This window comes from Mesorhizobium sp. P3_A2 (assembly GCF_056403115.1).
This window is the reverse complement of the sequence record NZ_JBFUGC010000003.1, coordinates 44,898-62,218: the sequence shown is the minus strand read 5'-3', so window position 1 is coordinate 62,218 and position 17,321 is coordinate 44,898. Positions and strand designations below refer to the sequence as shown.

Here is a 17,321-nt window from a genome sequence, read left to right as displayed (position 1 = left end):
CGGCATCACCTGAATATCAGCACACACCCTACAGCAGCGTGCCGCGCAGGATCACCAGCGCCACCGAGAAATAGATCACCAGGCCGGTGACATCGACCAGCGTGGCGACGAACGGCGCCGAGGCGCTCGCCGGATCGAAGCCGATCCTTTTCAGCGCGAATGGAAGCATCGATCCCGACAGCGAGCCGAAGGTGACGATGCCGACGAGTGCTGCTCCCACCGTCGTGGCGATCAGCGGCCAATGCGGCCCATAGTCGTAGAAGCCTATATATTGCCAGAGCGCGATGCGGCAGATGCCGACCACGCCAAGCATGGCGCCGAGCACGAGGCCGGTAGGCAATTCGCGCAATGCCACCCGCCACCAGTCGCGAAGACCGATTTCGCGCAGCGCCAGCGCCCGGATGACGAGCGAGGTTGCCTGCGAGCCGGAATTGCCACCCGAGCTCATGATCAGCGGGATGAACAAAGTGAGCACGATCGCCTTTTCCAGTTCACCCTCATAGCTTTGCATGGCATTCGCGGTCAGCATCTCTGAGATGAACAGCGCGCATAGCCAGCCGCCGCGCTTCTTGATCATGGCGAGAAAACTCATCTTCATGTAGGGCTCGTCCAGCGCCTCCATGCCGCCGAAACGGTGCACGTCCTCGGTCGTCTCCTCGATCATGGTGTCGATGATGTCGTCGATGGTCACAATGCCGAGAATCTTGCCATGGTCGACGACGGGAACCGCGAGCAGATCGTATTTGGAGATCGTCTGCGCCAGGGTCTCGCGATCGGTCAGCGGCGTTACCGTCACCGGCACGCGGTCCGGCGCCACCGACAGGATCGGATCGTCCGGCTCGCCGGTGATCAGCCGGCGCAGCCCGGTCGAGCGCACCAGCATATGCATGTCGGGATCAACGATGTAGATGGCGTAGACGGTCTCGCGCGTCCGCTCGACCTTGCGGATGTAGTCCAGCGTGCGGCCGACGGTCCAATCCGAAGGCACGCTGACGAACTCGGTCGTCATGATCGAGGCGGCGCTGCCTTCGGGGTAGCCGAGAATGGAAAGCAGCGTTGCCCGCAGCGGCGGCACCAGCCCGCCGAGCAGCTCGGAACGCGCCGGCTCGTCCAGCTCGCGCAGGATATCGGCGGTGCGGTCGACCGACATGGCGGTGAGGAGCTTGCACGCCTTGGCGCGCGGCAGCGCCTCGGCCAGTTCCGACGCGCCGTCGAGTTCCGGTTGGTCGAAGATCTCGACCAGCCGCTCGAACGGCACTTCGCAAAGCAGTTCGATCGCGGTCTCGCGAGGTTCCCGGTTCAGGGCGTCGACGACATCGGCGACGTGATCATTGGCAAGGATACGGGGGATCGCGACGGCATCGTCGCCCGCTACGACGGGGGAAAATTCGTTCATGGCTCACTCCTTGCCGTCCGGCAGGACGCGAGCCATCAGGTCACGTCGAGGCGGACGGCGGTTGCGTTCGACTGTGACTGTCGCCAGGCATGGCGCGGTGACCTTTCTGCTTGCGGGTTCGATTTGGAATGCTGCAAGCCGGGCGCAACATAGGAGCGCATTTCGGCGAGTCAATCGCAGGAATGGCCGAAAGCTGCCGGGAACAGTCCCAATCGCGAGACTGTGATCGACCGCCGTCGTTGCCGCCCTGTTGCGGCTCGGCAAGAGCTTGGTGTGGTTGCTATTTTTGCTTCAGCCGGCGCGAGAAGCGCAGCCATTTGTCTTCGACCGGTCGCGGCTGCGTAAGGATGGTGGTGAGTTCGCGCGGCAGGTTCGGAGCAAGCGGCTTCTTGGTGGCGACACCGTCGGCGATCGCAACCACGCTGTGGTAGAATTCCTCGCCCGTGGCTGATCGTGGCGCAATCGCCTCGTGCATGATGCTGATCACCGTGACATCGGGACAGTTGTCCTTGATCGCCTGGTGGAAAGCGATCTTGCCATCCGGATCGAGGGCGCCGGTCGCTTCGTCGAGGAACAGCAGCCCAGGCTGCTGCAGCACGATGCGAGCCACCACCAGCTTCTGCTTCTGGCCGCCGGAAAGCATCTGATCCCAGATCTTTCCCTCGCGGCTTTCGTCGGCCATGTGTTCGATGAAGTCGCCAAGGCCGGCCTTGTGCAGGGCAGACGCCACCTGCGCATCGCCATAGTCCTGCTCGGAGCCGGGCAGACACACCAGCTGCTTCAGTGACACCTGCTGCAGCTTGACCTCCTGGGCGGCATAAAAACTCTTCACGCCGTCGGGGAAGACGATGGTGCCACGGCCATAGGGCCACAGGCCGTTGATCGCCTTGATCAGCGAAGTCTTGCCGCATCCGGACTCGCCCTTGAGGAACGTCCACTCGCCACGCCGGAAGCGCAGATTGGCAGCGCTCAGGAACGGCGTGGCATCTTCGCCCTGATGCGCCAGTTCGAGCTTCTGGATGGTCAGGCCGAAGACCGGGTTCTGGCTGGCATAGTGGAAGTCGGAGCGGCCGGTCTGGCTGTAGAACTCCTGTGGCTGCTGGACGTTCTCGATGGCGTTCGCCAATTCGGTGACGCGCTGGCTGTTGGCGCGCAAGGTCGCGATGTCGGGCATCACGCGGATGAGCCAGGAACACTGGCCGATCAGCTGATTGATCATCTCAGCGCCGGTCACGTAGCCTTTGAGGTCAAGTTTGTTGTGAATAAAGGAAACCAGACCGGGCGCATAAGCGACGATGCGAAAGCCCATGAAATTGTGGACCGCCTCGAATGCGTCGTAAGAGACGTTGACGATGTTCAACCGTGCCCAGGTTCGATCGATGTCGCCATAGAGTCGGTTGTTCACCGTCTTCTGCACGTCTTCTGCGCCTGACGCGGCGACGTGGAAACTGCGGCGAAGAAAGGTCGTCAATTCGCCGCGATAGCTGCCCTCGGCCTGCTGCAGCCGCACATTCAGCCGCTCCAGTACTCTTCCAAGCCTTACCGCGATCCAGGTGTTGAACGGCACGTAGGTGGCGATGGCGAGCAACGCGAGGACTGCGCTGCCATAGCTGCCGAGGAACTCCAGCCCCGCCACCTCCACGGAGGTCTCGATGAGATTCTCGCCGATAAAATAGAGTGACGTGGCAACGCCAAGCACGCCCATGGCGAGGCCGATCGCGCCGCCTGTCATCCCCTTGATCGATTCCTGGATACGTTGGTCGATATTGTCCGGCGCGGGGCCTCCGCTGCCGGCCGAACCATGTTGGGCGTGGAAATGGCTATGATTGCCATCGAGCAGCGCTTGATTGAACTGGCTGTTCAGCCAACCGCGCCATTTGCGGTGCAAAGTCTTTGACACCAGGCTTCTCGCACCAACGAGGCCGGCATCCTTGAGCACAAACAGGACCACGACGAGCCCCGCATCAGTCAGCAGCGTCCTGAGTGGCGCGGTGTTGGCGGCGTCATGATAGTAATTGATCGAGTAGGTCAATTCCCCGATCATCAGGGCCAACCAGACCCCGGCTTTGCTGAGCAGTGTTGTGAGGGCTGCGATGACGATGGTGAGGGTCCAGGCTTCCTTCCACCGGTCCGAGAACCAGTAGGCCCGCATAAGTCCCCAGAAGGTCCGCATCGACGATACCGGCGTCAGGGGCGACGGGCCAGCGGCGGCGTCGCGGTTCCAAAGTGCCGATATTGAACGTCGCGGTCTGTCGACCTGAATCACAATCCCGCCCAAACCTTTTTTAGTTTTGTTACGGATAGTAACACCAATTGATCATTTTCTATTAATTTTATCGCGGCGAATGTGAGGCAGCCCACGTGCCGTTGCCTTGAGGCAACAGGTGGTGCGTGGAGGCAGCCGTCTCCAGGCCAAATATCTCGTTTTGTTTCAATGTTTTGTGAGAACGCTGAGATGTGCGAAAAGCTTCCCTTGGGGAAGCGGGATTCACGGTTTCGTGAACCAATCGACCTTGCCGATTGGCCGGTTTTCCTACCGCGGGCTGACGGGAACACCGGAAATTTGCCGTCTGTGATCACTTCGGGCTTGCCCGAATCATCCTTTCCCGAACCCGAGAAGTGCCCGGAAATGGTCTTGGCGGCAGCGTCACAGCTGTCGATCACCGTTTCGCCGCTGGTGAAGCGGACATGCTCGGCCAGGCGCGCTCTTTAGCTGCCGCTCAACAAGATTTGACAATTCATACGCCGCCGGTTGAACCTTGCGTGGCACTGTCGGCACCCATGCATACCCGGTTCTCCAACAAGGAATCTCCCAATGCTTGCACGCGCAGCCGCCCCGGCAATCCTGTCGCTCTTTGCCTTTCTGTCTCTGGCGCATGCCGGCAACCAGACCATTCCCGCGAGCGCCGAGGGCCAAATCGAGTTCAACACGCCCTCCGGCAACATCGGCTGCATTTACACGCCCGAGGGCGGCACCAGCACCTACCAGCCGCAGGATGGCGGTCCGGAACTGAGCTGTTCGCGCGTCGAGCCCAGCTACGTCACGGTGATCCTCGGGCCGAACGGGCCGGCGACATTGATCAAGAATCCGGGTGAGCAGGGCTGCTGCAGCGATGTCGCCAAGCTGGCCTATGGCAACAGCTGGAGCAAAGGGCCGTTTACCTGCCAGTCGTCAACCAAGGGGCTGACCTGCACGGGCAGCAACGGTCACGGCTTCTTCGTCAGCAAGGCCAAGGTGAACGTGAAGTAGGCTTAGCCCACCTTTTCCAACTCGCCCTTGGCCTTGGCGGCGGCGACCTGGCGGATGGCGTCGGCTAGCGTATCCGCGTCCTGCGCGCCCATGACGGCGTATTTGCCTTCAAGCAGGAAGCACGGCACGCCGGTGATGCCCATCCGCGATGCCGTGGCGATTTCCGTGCGCACCGCCTCGACGTCGGCGTCGGTCGGCAACAGCGTTTCGACCACGGCGGCGTCCATGCCGGCCTCGCGGGCGGCTTCGATCAGCACCGCGTGATCGCCGATATTGGCGCCTTCCTCGAAATACAATTGGAACAGCCGGCGCACCAAGCGGTTCTGCACGGCTTCGCCGGCTGCCCCGGCCCAGCGGATGACGCGATGCGCGTCCAGCGTGTTGGCGGCGACCTTGATGGCGTCGAAGGCGAAGTTGATCCCCTCGGCTTCGCCGAGCTGCTCGATGCGGGCATGCATCTGGCGGATACGCTCCTCGCTGCCGAACTTGGCCAGCATGTATGCGCGCCGGTCTTTGCCTCCGGGCGGAATGGTCGGGTCGAGCTGGAACGGCCGCCAGCGCACATGCACCTCAATGTCGCCAGCAGCGGCGATCGCCTTGTCGAGCCGCTTCTGGCCGATGAAGCACCAGGGGCAAACAGCGTCGGAAACCACGTCGACGGTGATGGAATTGTCTTCGCTCATCTCGATCTCCTGCCGCGAACACATCTTTGAGCATGATCTCTGGACAAAACGGTTTTCCGTTTGTCCGAGAAAACCGGTAACCACTTTTCGGGATCATGCTTAGTTCGCTTTGCGCCACCAGGTCGGCCATTGATAACCGAATATGGGCGTCTTTTTCGGATGGTCCAGATAATTCCAGTAGGCGAGCCATTGCTGCGCATTGTACTGCATCGGCACCATGTAGTTGCCGGAGATGAGCAAGCGGTCGAGGACGCGCACCGCGGCGACGTAATCCTCCTTGGTCTGCGCTCTCAGCATCGCATCGATCGCAGCATCCACCGCCGGATCGGCGACGCCGGCCAAGTTGAACGAACCTTCCCTCTTGGCTTCTGAAGAACCCCAGCGAAAACTCTGCTCGATGCCGGGCGACAGCGAGTTGCTGAAACCGCTCGACCCTATCAGCACCTCGAAATCGAAACGCTGCTTGCGCGACTGGATCTGGTCGGCTTCGAGGCTGCGGATGCTCACGGTGATGCCGATCTTCTCCAGAGTGCGCTGATAGATGGCGGCAAAGCGTTCCTCGTCCTGCGAGGCGGTCAGGATTTCGAAACCGAAGGGGCTTCCTTTGGGATCCAGCAGGACGCCGTCCTTGACGGCATAGCCCTGGCTCTTCAAGAGGTCGAAGGCCACCTTCAGCACCTTCCGGTCCTGGCCCGTGCCGTCATTCACCGGCGGTCGCCAGGTGCCGTCCATGACATCGGCCGGCACGCGTCCGGGGTAGGGCGCCAGCAGCGCCTTCTCCCTGTCGGAGGCGGGATGGCCGAGCGCGGACAGTTCGGAATTCTGCCAATAGCTCATCGTGCGTGTGTATTTGCCGCCGAACAGGTTCTTGTTGGCCCATTCGAAGTCGTAGAGCATGCCGAGCGCGCGCCGCACCACCGGATTGGAAAATTTCTCCAGCCTGGTGTTGAACAGGAACCCGGTCACCACTGGCGGTATGCCGGTGTCGAAGGTCTCGGCAATCACCTCGCCTCGGTGGAACGCGGGAAAATCGATGTCGCGCTCGCGTTTGACCGGATCGCCCTCATCGTAGATGGCGCAGATGCCTTTCTTGAACGCTTCCGTCTTGGCATTGGCGTTGAGGAAATACTCTATGGTGATCTGGTCGTAATTGTCGAAGCCGCGCTTGGAGGGGAGGTCCTTGCCCCAGTAATTCGGATTGCGCTTGAACACGATGCGCTGCCCCGGCTGCACCTTGTCGACTATGTAGGGACCGCTGCCGATCACCGGCTTCAGCGTCGTCTTGTCGAAGGTGTCCTTGTTGAAAGCGTGCTTCGGGATGATCGGCGTTAGCGCGATGATCAAGGGCGTCTCGCGATTGGCCTTGTCGTTGAAGGTAAAGCGCACGCTGTGATCGCCGGTCTTTTCGAGCTTGGCGATCAGGCTCATGCGATCCCTGTAGGGCGGGCGGCCCTTGTCGGTGAAGACATCGTAGGTGAACAGCACGTCCTCCGGCGTCACCGGCTCACCGTCGGACCACTTCGCATTTGGGTTGAGATGGAATTCGATCGACTTGCGCTCGGGATCCATGTCGGCGCTGTCGGCGAGCAGGCCATAGAGGCTGAACGCCTCATCGTAATTGCGCGTCATCAACGGCTCGAAAACCAGGTTGCCGTAGTTGAGATCCATCATGCCGCGCGCCGTGGTGCGCAGGCTCTTCAGAATGAACGGGTTCAGATTGTCGAAACTGCCGACGACGCAATAGGTGATGTTGCCGCCCTTCGGCGCATCGGGATTGACGTAGTCGAAATGGGCGTAGTCGGCCGGCAGCGCCGGCTCGCCCTGCATGGCGATGGCATGTTTCGGCTCCGACATCGCGGGCTGAAGCGAAAAGGCGAGAAACGAGATCGCTGCGATCAGCCAAACAAGAACGCGGCCCATGACCGTCTCCTTACTGGGCGGCTTGATGATTCGGAGTGCACCCTAGCATGGCGCCGCTGCGCTCCGGCCAGATACGTCAGCCCAAATCGCACGACCAATGGCACGGCCAAGAATCGCAGGCGCCGGGCTGGATTCGCCTGCCCATGCAGTGTAACACGCGCTCCGAAGTCATCCTGTTGCCTCAATTCGGCAACAGGTAGCTGGACCACGCGGCGCGAAGAAGCCGGTTCCGGGATCATTTGAGAGGAAATGCACGACATGACGAGCCTGAACAGCAACGCATACCGCCTTTCGGTCATGGCCGCAGGCGTGGTCGGCTTTCTGGTCGCCGGGCTTCCCGCTGCTTCCGCACAGCAGCAGCAGATTCCGCAGGGCTGGTTCAAGGCCTGCACCAAGCAGGAAGACGTCGACATCTGCAATGTCCAGAACATCGTCACCGCCGGCAACGGCCAGCTGGTCACCGGCGTCAGCCTGATCGAGCTAAAGGGCAAGGTGAACCGCAAGGTGTTCCAGGTAACGGTCCCGACCGGACGTCTGGTGCCTCCCGGCATCGGCCTGCAGATCGACACCGGCAAGGCGCAGAAGCTCGATTATGTCATCTGCTTCCCCGACCGTTGCGTGGCCGAAGTGCCGCTGACCGACACGCTCGTCGCTTCCTTCAAGAAGGGCCAGGCGATCACGCTCACCTCGGTCAACTTCCAGAACCAGCCGAACCCGATCAAGGTTGCCTTGACCGGCTTCAGCGGCGCCTATGACGGCCCGCCGCTGCAGCAGTCCGATATCGAAGACCGGCAGAAAAAGCTTCAGGACTTCGTTGCCAAGAACAACCAGGATTTTGCCAAGAAGCTCAAGGACGAGCAGGACAAGGCCAAGGCCGCCAACTGATCTCAGGCTAATCAAAAAATGCAAAAAGCGGGGCATTGCCCCGCTTTTTTGTTGCCCCGTTCAGGATGCGGTCAATGTCTCGACTGGCGTTTCGGCTCGTAGCGTCCGTCTGGCCGCTTGTCGAACATCTCGCCGATCTGCGGATGCCGGACCGGCTCGCCCGACTGATCCTCGAGCAGGTTCTGTTCGGACACATAGGCGATGTATTCGGTTTCCGAATTCTCCGCGAGCAGATGATAGAACGGCTGGTCCTTGCGCGGCCGCACATCGGCCGGGATCGCCTCATACCATTCGTCGGTGTTGGCGAATTGCGGATCGACATCGAAAATGATGCCGCGAAATGGAAACAGCCGGTGGCGAACTACCTGTCCGATCGAGAATTTGGCTGTTTTCATCATACTCACCACTAAGCCCTGAAGCGCCCGGCGTCCCTTGGAATGCACGGCACGCGCTCTAAGGCTTTGAATTTACACACGCCGTCAGCAAAAATCGAGCCCGACTTTAGGGCTGGTATCCGACCCTATCTGGCGCAGACGGTGTGTCAGTTCAATGCCGAAGCGCTTGACGCCTTGTGAAGCTGCGGGCTAGCCCGGTCCAGGATTTTCGGGCCAGGGCAAAAATGTCTGACCGGCTGCTCCGGATGATCCGGCACGGAATATTACCGCCGGACCTGTTTCCCTAGGCCAGTAAGTGCTGCAAAGCCGCTGCCCGGCCTCAATCCCTCGCGCATGAAGAAGGCGCGCAGCGGCGCGAAACTGCCGAGCACATTGAGCCCGGCGCTGCGCGCCATCTGCGCCGGCAGCATGTCCGACAGCAGCGACATGTTGAGCAGGTTGACTGCCCCGCTGCGCGCCAGAATGTCGGGACGGCGCCTGGAATCATAGGCTGCGAGGGCCCTTGCAGCACCAGGATCGCTGCGGTTTTCACCAGCGATTCCAATCAGATCGTCGATGTCCCTGATACCGAGGTTGAGGCCTTGGGCGCCAATCGGCGGAAACACATGCGCGGCCTCGCCGACCAGCGCCACACGGTTCTGGGCGAAACGCCCGGGCGACGCCGCCGACAGCGGGTAGATCTGCCGGCCGGGTTCGACCATAACCCGGCCCAGCATCGACTGCATCTGCTGTTCGACACGCTCGGAAAGTGTCGAGTCGTCGAGTGCGGCAAGGTCCTTTGCCGTTTCCGGTTTCACCACCCAGACAAGGCTGGAGCGGTTGCCAGGCAGCGGCACCTGGGTGAACGGACCGGTTTCGGTGTGGAATTCTGTCGAGGTGAAGCTGTGTTCGCTGCGATGGCCGAAATTCAGCACCAGCGCCGCCTGCGGATAGGACCGCAGCGAGGCCGCTATACCCGCCGCCTCGCGCGCCGGTGACAAGCGCCCATCGGCAGCGACCGCCAGCGATGCGGAAACTTCGCTTCCATTCGCCAGAACGGCATGTGCCCCGCCGGCGTCCAGGCGCCAGCTCTCAACCATCACCTTCAGCCATTCGATACCGGGATGCGCGGTGACGGCCCTAGCCAGCGCCGGGTTGAGCGCGCTGTTGGGCAGGTTGAGCCCGAACTGCTCCTCGCCGATCTCCGTGGCACGAAAGGTGACCACCGGGCTGCGGATCAGCCGGCTTGTAGCATCGACGATGCGCATCACCTTCAGAGGTGCTGCCTTCGGCGTCAATTCGGCAAGCACGCCCAGACGATCGAGGGTCTTGAGGGCAGGGTTCATCAGCGCCGTCGTCCGGCCATCGGGGCCGCCCGCCTCGGGTCCGATGAGAGTCACGGGAAATCCCGCCTCGGCAAAACCGAGCGCCGCGATCAGCCCTGCAGGGCCGCTGCCGGCAACCAGTATCCGTGCTGTCTCGCGATGATCCAAATTGGACTTCCAGTTTGCGATGCAGGTCCATCCTGTCTGTCCATGGATATAGGTCAGACCATGCGGCTTGATCAACGCGGCGATTAGGCTCATTCGATTGCCATGACCGGCCAGCAGGACGATTTCAGCCATCTCGACCGCGCCGGCCGCGCCACGGCAGGCCTTGCCCGCCATCCCCGGCTGACGGTCAACATCGCCATCGGCGGCGGCATTCTGCTCGCATGGTTCATTCTCGGCGCCATGGCGATCCGCGGCGCCGAAGGCCGGCTTCCCGGCGCCGGCGCACCGGGTGATGTGGTGTTGCGCTATCTGCCGCAGCTGCCGCTGCCGGATTTTCTCGACCGCTTCTTCGGCCTGTGCCTGACGCCCGCACCGCTCGATGCCGGCAGCGGCGCACAATTTCTGGCACTGATCGCCATGTGGTTCCTGATGGCCGTGGCGGCGATGCTGCCGTCGGCAGCGCCGATGATCCGCACCTATTGCGAAATCGCCGATACCGCCCGCATCAAAGGCGAACCGGTGGCGCATCCGCTCATCCTGGCGACAGGATACCTCTGCACATGGCTGGTCGCCTCGGCCGGCTTTGCGGTGCTGACGTTGATCGTCCATACATTCGCCTCGTCCGGACGATTGCTCGATCCGGTGAGCGGCATTGCCGCTGCTGCCGCTTTGCTGGTGGCGGGCCTCTACCAGTTCAGCAGCCTCAAGCAGGCCTGCCTGACAAAATGCCGGAACCCGTTCTCGATCCTGTTTTCCAACTGGAGCGCTGAGCCCAGTCGCATTTTCCGGCTCGGGCTGGAGCAGGGCCTGTGGTGCCTCGGCTGTTGCTGGGCGCTGATGCTGGTGATGTTTGCCGTCGGCACCATGAACGTGTTCTGGATGGCGCTGATCGGCCTGTTCACTTTGATCGAAAAACAGACCGCCGGCAGGGTTCCTACCCGGGTGGCCGGTGCGATACTGCTTGTCTGGTCAGTCGCCCTGCTAGTAGTCTCGGCATGACGGGGGAAAATTCAATGGCAGAGCAAGGCTGGGCAATGAAAGGAGAGCTCGTACTCTCCTGCAATTGCACGGTTTTTTGCCCTTGCGTGCTGTCGCTTGGCAGCCATCCGCCGACCGAGGGCTATTGCCAGACATGGGCAGGGTTCCGCATCGATGCCGGTCATTTCGGCGAAGTCGACCTGTCCGGCCTCAATCTCGGACTGGTCATGGAAATCCCGGGCTATATGAGCCGCGGCAACTGGACCGCGGGCCTGTTCATCGACAAGCGCGCCTCGGTCTACGCGGTGAAGGCTTTGACCAAGATCTTCACCGGCAAGGCGGGTGGAACCACGTCGTTGCTGTCCATCCTCGTCGGCAAGTTCCTCGGCGTCGAGCAGGTGCCGATCACCTACGAGACGCGTGACAAGACGCGTATTTTCCAGATACCGAAGATCATCGACGGGGCGGTGACACCGATTCCCGGCAAGGATCGCGAGAAGGATACCGTGATCAGCAACTCGGAATACTGGATCGCGCCGGAGATCATCGTGGCCAGGTCCGACAAGAGCAAGATGCGGGCCTTCGGCCGCAACTGGAACTTTGCCGGCCGTTCGGCCGAAATCTGCAGACTGGATTGGCGGGGCCCGTGAGCAAGAACACAACCGCCAGGAACGCCGCCAAAAAGATCGCCGATCGGATTCCGAGGCCGAAGAAGAAGGTAACCTGGCCGCAGGCGCGGGCATTCTCGGTGCATCTGTTGACCGCATCGGGCTCGTTCCTGGCCTTCCTGTCGCTGGTGGCGGCGAGCGAGGAACGCTGGACGGCAATGTTCTGGTGGCTGGGCCTGGCGCTGTTCGTCGACGGCATTGACGGGCCGATCGCGCGAAAGCTCGAGGTCAAGGAGATCCTGCCGACCTGGTCGGGCGAACTCCTCGACAACATCATCGACTATGTCACCTACGTGCTGATCCCCGCCTTCGCGCTCTACCAACGCGGCTTCATGGGTGAAAAACTGTCGTTCCTGTCGGCGGCCATCATCGTGGTATCCAGCGCCATTTATTATGCCGACACCGGCATGAAGACGAAGGAGAACTTCTTCAAAGGGTTTCCGGTGGTCTGGAACATGGTGGTGTTCACGCTGTTCGTCATCGAGCCAGGGCAATGGGTGTCCTTTGGCGTCGTCGTGGCGGCCGGCATCCTGACCTTCGTGCCGATCAATTTCATCCATCCGGTGCGGGTGGTGCGGCTGCGGCCCATCAATCTCGGCATGACGCTACTGTGGTGCGCTTTCGGCGCGCTGGCGCTGGCGCAGGCAGCCCTTGCCGCCTTCTACGACCAGATCGGTGTTCTGGGCGAACAGGTCAGTATCTTCACCAAGGTCGGCATTACCGTCACCGGGCTTTACCTCGCCTGCATCGGCGGTATCATGCAGTTCTTCCCAAAGCTCGGCGCCAAGCCGCCAACAAAAGCGACTGACAGCAAGAAAACCTGACCCGCAGGAAAGCCCGAAAATGTCCAAAGCGATCCGTATCCACGCTCATGGCGGTCCGGAAGTCCTGACCTATGAGGATGCCGATCCGGGGCAGCCCGGCGCAGGGCAGATCCTGGTCAGGCACACGGCGATTGGCCTCAATTTCATCGATGTCTATCATCGCACCGGCCTCTATCCGCCACCCGGCGGCTTCCCGCTGATCCCGGGCGGCGAAGCGGCCGGCGTCGTGCTGGCGGTTGGCACTGGCGTCGACTGGCTGAAGCCGGGCGATCGCATCGCCTATGCCGTCAATGTCGGCGCTTATGCCGAGCAGCGCGTCGTCGCTGCCGACCGCGTGGTCAAGGTGCCGGACGGCATCAGCGACGAGCAGGCCGCCGGCATGATGCTGAAAGGCATGACGGCGGAGTATCTCCTGCGTCGCACCTTCAAGGTGAAAGCGGGCGACACCATCCTGTTCCACGCCGCCGCCGGCGGCGTCGGCCTGATCCTGGGACAATGGGCGAAACATCTCGGCGCGACCGTCATCGGCACGGCAAGCTCGACTGACAAGATCGAGATCGCCAAGGCGCATGGCTTCGACCACGTCATCAACTACAAGGAGCAGGATTTCGTCGCCGGCGTCGCCGCCATCACCGGCGGGAAAAAATGCGACGTCGTCTACGATTCGGTCGGCAACGACACATTCCCCGCTTCGCTCGATTGTTTGCGGCCGCTCGGCATGTTCGTCGCTTTCGGCCAGTCCTCGGGGCCGATCCCGCCATTTTCGATGTCGCTCCTGGCGCAGAAGGGCTCGCTGTTCGTCACCAGGCCGACGCTGTTCGTCTACAATGCAAAGCGCGAAGACCTCGAAGTCTCGGCCGCAGCCTTGTTCGACGTGGTGCTAAGCGGCGCGGTCGAGATCCAGATCAACCAGCGCTATGCCCTGAAGGATGCCGGCAGGGCGCAGGCCGATCTCGAGGCCCGCAAGACGACGGGAACCACCATTCTGGTTCCCTAACGGGAATTTGCCCAGCTTTTCAGCGCTTTGCCGAGTGCCGGGCGCTGTTTGCATGAAAACCGGTCTGTCAGTTTGTTGTGCGAAGCAGGCTTATTTTTACCCCTTGAGTTTCCGCTGAAATTCTTGAAGCTCTTTCAAGGTGGGTGCTGCTTTCGCACGAGAGCAGCCAGCGCATACCATGCTTTCGGGAACACAGAACATATCCGGAAACCGGATGGGAGGCACTGTGAGTGCAGATCATGATGGAGCGAACCTGCTTGAGGTTCGTGGCCTGACCAAGATATTCGGCACGTTGACTGCGTGCGATCATATCGACCTCAACATCGCCAAAGGCGAGATCCACGCGCTGCTCGGCGAAAACGGCGCCGGCAAGTCGACGCTGGTCAAGATGCTGTTCGGTTCTCTGGAGCCCAATTCCGGCGAGATCTTCTGGAACGGCGAGGCGGTTCGCATCACCAGCCCGGGCATGGCGAAGAAACTCGGCATCGGCATGGTGTTCCAGCATTTCTCGCTGTTCGAGGCGCTGACCGCGGCCGAGAATATCGCGCTGTCGCTGGATGACGGCTCGCCGATCAGCTCGATCGCCGCCAAGGCGAGGGCGCTTTCCTTCAGCTATGGCCTACCGCTCGATCCGGACTCGCTGGTCGGTGATCTCTCGGTCGGCGAACGCCAGCGCATCGAGATCATCCGCTGCCTCTTGCAGACGCCGCAGCTCATCATTCTCGACGAGCCGACCTCGGTGCTGACGCCGCAGGAAGCCGACAAACTGTTCGAGACGCTGGAACGCCTGCGCTCGGAGGGCAAATCCATCCTCTACATTTCGCACCGGCTGGAAGAGGTCAAACGCATCTGCGACCGAGCCACCGTACTGCGTCACGGCAAGGTCGTCGGCCACTGCAACCCGCGCGAGGAGACCGCTTCGTCGCTGGCCCGCATGATGGTCGGCAACGAGGTGAAAGCCGTGGTGCGCGCGCCGGCCGACGGCATCGAGACCGCGCAGCCGCTGCTCGAGATCCGCGCGCTCAGCCGAAAGCCGGCGACGCCGTTCTCGATCCCGCTGAAAAACATCAACCTCAACGTGCGTGCCGGCGAGGTGATCGGCATTGCCGGCGTCGCCGGCAACGGCCAGGGCGAGTTCTTCGAATCCGTCTCCGGCGAAGTGCTGCAGCAGGATGCCGCTTCCGTGCGCATTCGCGGCAAGGATGCCGGCGCGCTATCGATCACCGGCCGCCGGCTGATGGGTGCCGCCTTCGTGCCGGAAGAACGTCTCGGCCATGGTGCGGCGCCACGCATGAAGCTTTCGGAAAACCTGCTCCTGTCGCGCCACGCCACCGACGGCAAGGTTTTTGTCGGCACCGGCGGCGCAGTCAAAAGCGGTGCGGTCTATGCCGCCGCCCAGCGCATCATCGTGGCGATGGATGTGCGCAAGAGCGCGCCCGATCCGGAAGCCGCGGCCCTTTCCGGCGGCAATCTGCAGAAATTCATCGTCGGCCGTGAGCTCGACCGCAGCCCGGCTGTCATGGTGGTCAACCAGCCGACATGGGGCGTCGACGCCGGTGCTGCCGCCCATATCCGGCAGGCGCTGATCGAACTGGCGCGCAGCGGCTCGGCGGTGCTGGTCATCAGCCAGGACCTCGACGAGCTGTTCGAGATTTCGGATGCGATCGCCGTCATGCACAATGGCGAGCTGTCGAAACCGCTGCCGATTGCCGAGGCCACGTTCGAAAAGATCGGTCTTTTGATGGGCGGCGCCGAGCCCGGCCACGCCGAACACACGCTGGAGACGGCATGATGCGCCTCGAACTCGTCAAACGCCCGCAGCGCTCGATGCTGTTTTCGGCGCTGTCGCCCTTCATCGCCTTCGGCCTGACGATGATTGCCGGCGCGATTCTGTTCGCGTTGCTCGGCGTCAACCCGTTGAATGCATTCGAAATCTACTTCATCGAGCCGATCAGCCAGGTCTGGCAGCTGCATGAGCTGGCGATCAAGGCCGCCCCTTTGATCCTGATCGCGGTCGGCCTGTCGGTCTGCTACAAGGCCAACATCTGGAACATCGGCGCCGAAGGCCAGTTCATCCTCGGCGGCATTTTGGGCTCGGCCATCCCGGTGTTGTTTCCTGGTTTCGAAGGCCCGCTCGTGCTGCCGCTGATGCTGTTGTTCGGCATGGTCGGTGGCGCCGCCTATGCAGCTATCCCAGCTCTGCTGAAGACGCGCTTCGGCACCAACGAGATCCTGACCAGCCTGATGCTGGTCTATGTCGCCCAGCTGTTCCTCGACTGGTTGGTGCGCGGTCCCTGGCGCGATCCGCAGGGCCACGGTTTCCCGCAGACGATCCAGTTCAACGACTCGGCCGTTTTGCCGGAGCTGATGCGGGATGCCGGCCGCGCAAATTGGGGTTTTGTCTTCGCGCTTGTCGCCGCGCTGCTGATCTGGGTGCTGATGAGCCGCCTGCTCAAGGGTTTTGAGGTCCGCGTGCTCGGCTCCAGCCCGCGGGCAGGGCGCTTCGCCGGCTTCGGGCTCAACCGCATGGTCTTCTTCGCCTTCCTGCTGTCGGGGGCGCTGGCGGGGCTTGCCGGCATCTCGGAAGTCTCCGGCGCCATCGGCCAGCTGCAACCGGTGATTTCGCCCGGCTACGGCTTCACCGCCATCATCGTCGCCTTCCTAGGCCGGCTCAACCCGCTCGGCATTGTTGCCGCCGGCCTGGTGCTGGCGCTGACCTATCTCGGCGGCGAGGCGGTGCAAAGTGCGCTCGGCATCTCCGACAAGGTGGCGCGTGTGTTCCAGGGCATGCTTTTGTTCTTCGTCCTCGGTTGCGACACCCTCATCCACTACCGCATTCGCCTCGTCGGCATGGCGCTAGCGAAGGGCGCTGCAAAACTCGATGCTGCGCCGAAGTTGAAGGAAGCCCGCTGATGGACATCACCGTCAACATCCTTTTGACCATCGCCACGGCGGCGACGCCGTTGTTGATCGCGGCAATCGGCGAGCTGGTGGTCGAGCGCTCCGGCGTGCTCAACCTCGGCGTCGAAGGCATGATGATCATGGGCGCCGTCGGCGGCTTCGGCGCCGGCTATCTCACCGGATCGCCCTGGATCGGCCTGTTGGCGGCAATCGCCATGGGCGCGGTGTTCTCACTGCTGTTTGCGGTGATGACGCTGTCGCTCGCCACCAACCAGGTGGCGACGGGCCTGTCGCTGACGCTGCTTGGCCTCGGCCTGTCCGGCATGATGGGCACCAGTTTTGTCGGCCAACCCGGCGAAAGACTGCCCAATCTGTATATTCCCGTCCTGACCGACATTCCTGTGGTGGGCAGGCTGCTGTTCGGCCAAGACCCTGTCTTCTACATTTCGATCGCGCTGACGGCAGCGGTCATGTGGTTCCTGTTCAAGACCCGCACCGGGCTGACGCTACGCTCGATCGGCGACAGCCACACATCGGCGCACGCGCTTGGCATCAAGGTTATCCGCTACCGCTATCTCGCCGTCATCTTCGGCGGCGCCTGCGCCGGCCTTGCCGGCGGCCACCTGTCGCTGGTCTATACGCCGCAATGGGTGGAAAACATGACCGCCGGCCGCGGCTGGATCGCGCTGGCGCTGGTCGTCTTCGCCTCCTGGCGGCCGTGGCGAGTGCTGGCCGGCGCCTACATCTTCGGCGCGGTCTGGATCGGCCAGCTTCATGCACAGGCTTTTGGCATTCCGGTGCCTTCGCAGCTGCTTTCTTCTCTGCCCTATCTGGCAACCGTCGTGGTTCTCGTTCTAATCTCGCGCAACAAGCGTCTGACGATGATGAACACGCCGGCTTCCTTGGGGCAGCCATTCGTTCCGGATCGTTGACAACAAAAACAAACGGGAAA

16 protein-coding genes are annotated in these 17,321 nt (G+C 62.0%); 9 read left to right on the top strand and 7 right to left on the bottom strand.

Going from position 1 to position 17,321, the window contains the following annotated elements; all coding sequences use genetic code 11:
* Positions 1-28: 28 nt before the first annotated feature.
* From mgtE to AC1DXM_RS07750, 3 genes are all read right to left on the bottom strand, one after another.
* Positions 29-1,396 carry a magnesium transporter gene (mgtE, locus tag AC1DXM_RS07760; RefSeq protein WP_477232537.1) on the bottom strand — a complete coding sequence of 456 codons (1,368 nt, stop codon included), beginning with the start codon at positions 1,394-1,396 and terminating at the stop codon, positions 29-31.
* Positions 1,397-1,676: 280 nt separating this feature from the next.
* The gene (locus AC1DXM_RS07755; protein WP_477232536.1) at positions 1,677-3,569 is read right to left on the bottom strand and encodes an ABC transporter ATP-binding protein/permease; all 1,893 of its coding nucleotides are present in this window, start codon (positions 3,567-3,569) and stop codon (positions 1,677-1,679) included.
* An 89-nt stretch (positions 3,570-3,658) separates the two neighbouring features.
* Positions 3,659-4,060: a hypothetical protein gene (locus AC1DXM_RS07750; RefSeq protein WP_477232535.1), complete on the bottom strand. Its 402-nt coding sequence runs from the start codon at positions 4,058-4,060 to the stop codon at positions 3,659-3,661.
* A 151-nt stretch (positions 4,061-4,211) separates the two neighbouring features.
* Between AC1DXM_RS07750 and AC1DXM_RS07745 the strand changes: the two genes are divergently transcribed.
* Entirely contained in the window at positions 4,212-4,646 is a 435-nt protein-coding gene (locus AC1DXM_RS07745; protein ID WP_477232534.1) for a hypothetical protein, read from the top strand.
* Positions 4,647-4,648: 2 nt separating this feature from the next.
* On the opposite strand, the gene AC1DXM_RS07740 is transcribed toward AC1DXM_RS07745, so the two are convergent.
* A complete protein-coding gene (locus tag AC1DXM_RS07740) occupies positions 4,649-5,329 on the bottom strand; it encodes a DsbA family oxidoreductase (RefSeq protein ID WP_477232533.1) in 681 nt (226 codons plus the stop codon).
* 99 nt (positions 5,330-5,428) lie between these two features.
* Positions 5,429-7,249 carry an extracellular solute-binding protein gene (locus AC1DXM_RS07735; RefSeq protein ID WP_477232532.1) on the bottom strand — a complete coding sequence of 607 codons (1,821 nt, stop codon included), beginning with the start codon at positions 7,247-7,249 and terminating at the stop codon, positions 5,429-5,431.
* A gap of 258 nt (positions 7,250-7,507) precedes the next feature.
* Between AC1DXM_RS07735 and AC1DXM_RS07730 the strand changes: the two genes are divergently transcribed.
* A complete protein-coding gene (locus AC1DXM_RS07730; protein WP_477232531.1) occupies positions 7,508-8,134 on the top strand; it encodes an invasion associated locus B family protein in 627 nt (208 codons plus the stop codon).
* Positions 8,135-8,205: 71 nt separating this feature from the next.
* On the opposite strand, the gene hspQ is transcribed toward AC1DXM_RS07730, so the two are convergent.
* Both hspQ and AC1DXM_RS07720 read right to left on the bottom strand, forming a co-directional pair.
* Positions 8,206-8,529: a heat shock protein HspQ gene (gene hspQ / locus AC1DXM_RS07725; protein ID WP_023668971.1), complete on the bottom strand. Its 324-nt coding sequence runs from the start codon at positions 8,527-8,529 to the stop codon at positions 8,206-8,208.
* Between the two features lie 263 nt (positions 8,530-8,792).
* Entirely contained in the window at positions 8,793-10,001 is a 1,209-nt protein-coding gene (locus AC1DXM_RS07720) for a UbiH/UbiF family hydroxylase (RefSeq protein WP_477232943.1), read from the bottom strand.
* A 102-nt stretch (positions 10,002-10,103) separates the two neighbouring features.
* Here AC1DXM_RS07720 and AC1DXM_RS07715 point away from each other — a divergent pair, with 102 nt between their 5' ends.
* From AC1DXM_RS07715 to AC1DXM_RS07685, 7 genes are all read left to right on the top strand, one after another.
* A complete protein-coding gene (locus AC1DXM_RS07715; protein WP_477232530.1) occupies positions 10,104-11,000 on the top strand; it encodes a DUF2182 domain-containing protein in 897 nt (298 codons plus the stop codon).
* Between the two features lie 14 nt (positions 11,001-11,014).
* Entirely contained in the window at positions 11,015-11,629 is a 615-nt protein-coding gene (locus tag AC1DXM_RS07710; protein ID WP_477232529.1) for a DUF1326 domain-containing protein, read from the top strand.
* Complete coding sequence (gene pcsA / locus AC1DXM_RS07705) at positions 11,626-12,471, top strand: phosphatidylcholine synthase (protein ID WP_477232528.1); 846 nt, start codon at positions 11,626-11,628, stop codon at positions 12,469-12,471. The genes AC1DXM_RS07710 and pcsA overlap by 4 nt, the downstream gene beginning before the upstream one ends.
* Before the next feature lie 19 nt (positions 12,472-12,490).
* Positions 12,491-13,468: a quinone oxidoreductase family protein gene (locus tag AC1DXM_RS07700; RefSeq protein ID WP_477232527.1), complete on the top strand. Its 978-nt coding sequence runs from the start codon at positions 12,491-12,493 to the stop codon at positions 13,466-13,468.
* Positions 13,469-13,682: 214 nt separating this feature from the next.
* Entirely contained in the window at positions 13,683-15,260 is a 1,578-nt protein-coding gene (locus tag AC1DXM_RS07695; RefSeq protein WP_477232526.1) for an ABC transporter ATP-binding protein, read from the top strand.
* Positions 15,257-16,381 (top strand): ABC transporter permease, encoded by a 1,125-nt coding sequence (locus AC1DXM_RS07690; protein ID WP_477232525.1) that lies wholly within the window; start codon positions 15,257-15,259, stop codon positions 16,379-16,381. Before AC1DXM_RS07695 ends, AC1DXM_RS07690 begins: the two co-directional genes overlap by 4 nt.
* On the top strand, positions 16,381-17,301 hold the full coding sequence (locus AC1DXM_RS07685; RefSeq protein ID WP_477232524.1) for an ABC transporter permease: 921 nt from the start codon (positions 16,381-16,383) through the stop codon (positions 17,299-17,301). The genes AC1DXM_RS07690 and AC1DXM_RS07685 overlap by 1 nt, the downstream gene beginning before the upstream one ends.
* Positions 17,302-17,321 lie beyond the last annotated feature (20 nt).

What these genes read in the sequence shown, in the direction of transcription:
- mgtE (WP_477232537.1), bottom strand. Translation starts at nt 1,396, where the DNA reads ATGAACGAATTTTCCCCCGTCGTAGCGGGCGACGATGCCGTCGCGATC.
- AC1DXM_RS07755 (WP_477232536.1), bottom strand. Translation starts at nt 3,569, where the DNA reads ATGCGGACCTTCTGGGGACTTATGCGGGCCTACTGGTTCTCGGACCGG.
- AC1DXM_RS07745 (WP_477232534.1), top strand. Translation starts at nt 4,212, where the DNA reads ATGCTTGCACGCGCAGCCGCCCCGGCAATCCTGTCGCTCTTTGCCTTT.
- AC1DXM_RS07740 (WP_477232533.1), bottom strand. Translation starts at nt 5,329, where the DNA reads ATGAGCGAAGACAATTCCATCACCGTCGACGTGGTTTCCGACGCTGTT.
- AC1DXM_RS07735 (WP_477232532.1), bottom strand. Translation starts at nt 7,249, where the DNA reads ATGGGCCGCGTTCTTGTTTGGCTGATCGCAGCGATCTCGTTTCTCGCC.
- AC1DXM_RS07730 (WP_477232531.1), top strand. Translation starts at nt 7,508, where the DNA reads ATGACGAGCCTGAACAGCAACGCATACCGCCTTTCGGTCATGGCCGCA.
- hspQ (WP_023668971.1), bottom strand. Translation starts at nt 8,529, where the DNA reads ATGAAAACAGCCAAATTCTCGATCGGACAGGTAGTTCGCCACCGGCTG.
- AC1DXM_RS07715 (WP_477232530.1), top strand. Translation starts at nt 10,104, where the DNA reads ATGACCGGCCAGCAGGACGATTTCAGCCATCTCGACCGCGCCGGCCGC.
- AC1DXM_RS07710 (WP_477232529.1), top strand. Translation starts at nt 11,015, where the DNA reads ATGGCAGAGCAAGGCTGGGCAATGAAAGGAGAGCTCGTACTCTCCTGC.
- AC1DXM_RS07700 (WP_477232527.1), top strand. Translation starts at nt 12,491, where the DNA reads ATGTCCAAAGCGATCCGTATCCACGCTCATGGCGGTCCGGAAGTCCTG.
- AC1DXM_RS07695 (WP_477232526.1), top strand. Translation starts at nt 13,683, where the DNA reads ATGGGAGGCACTGTGAGTGCAGATCATGATGGAGCGAACCTGCTTGAG.
- AC1DXM_RS07690 (WP_477232525.1), top strand. Translation starts at nt 15,257, where the DNA reads ATGATGCGCCTCGAACTCGTCAAACGCCCGCAGCGCTCGATGCTGTTT.
- AC1DXM_RS07685 (WP_477232524.1), top strand. Translation starts at nt 16,381, where the DNA reads ATGGACATCACCGTCAACATCCTTTTGACCATCGCCACGGCGGCGACG.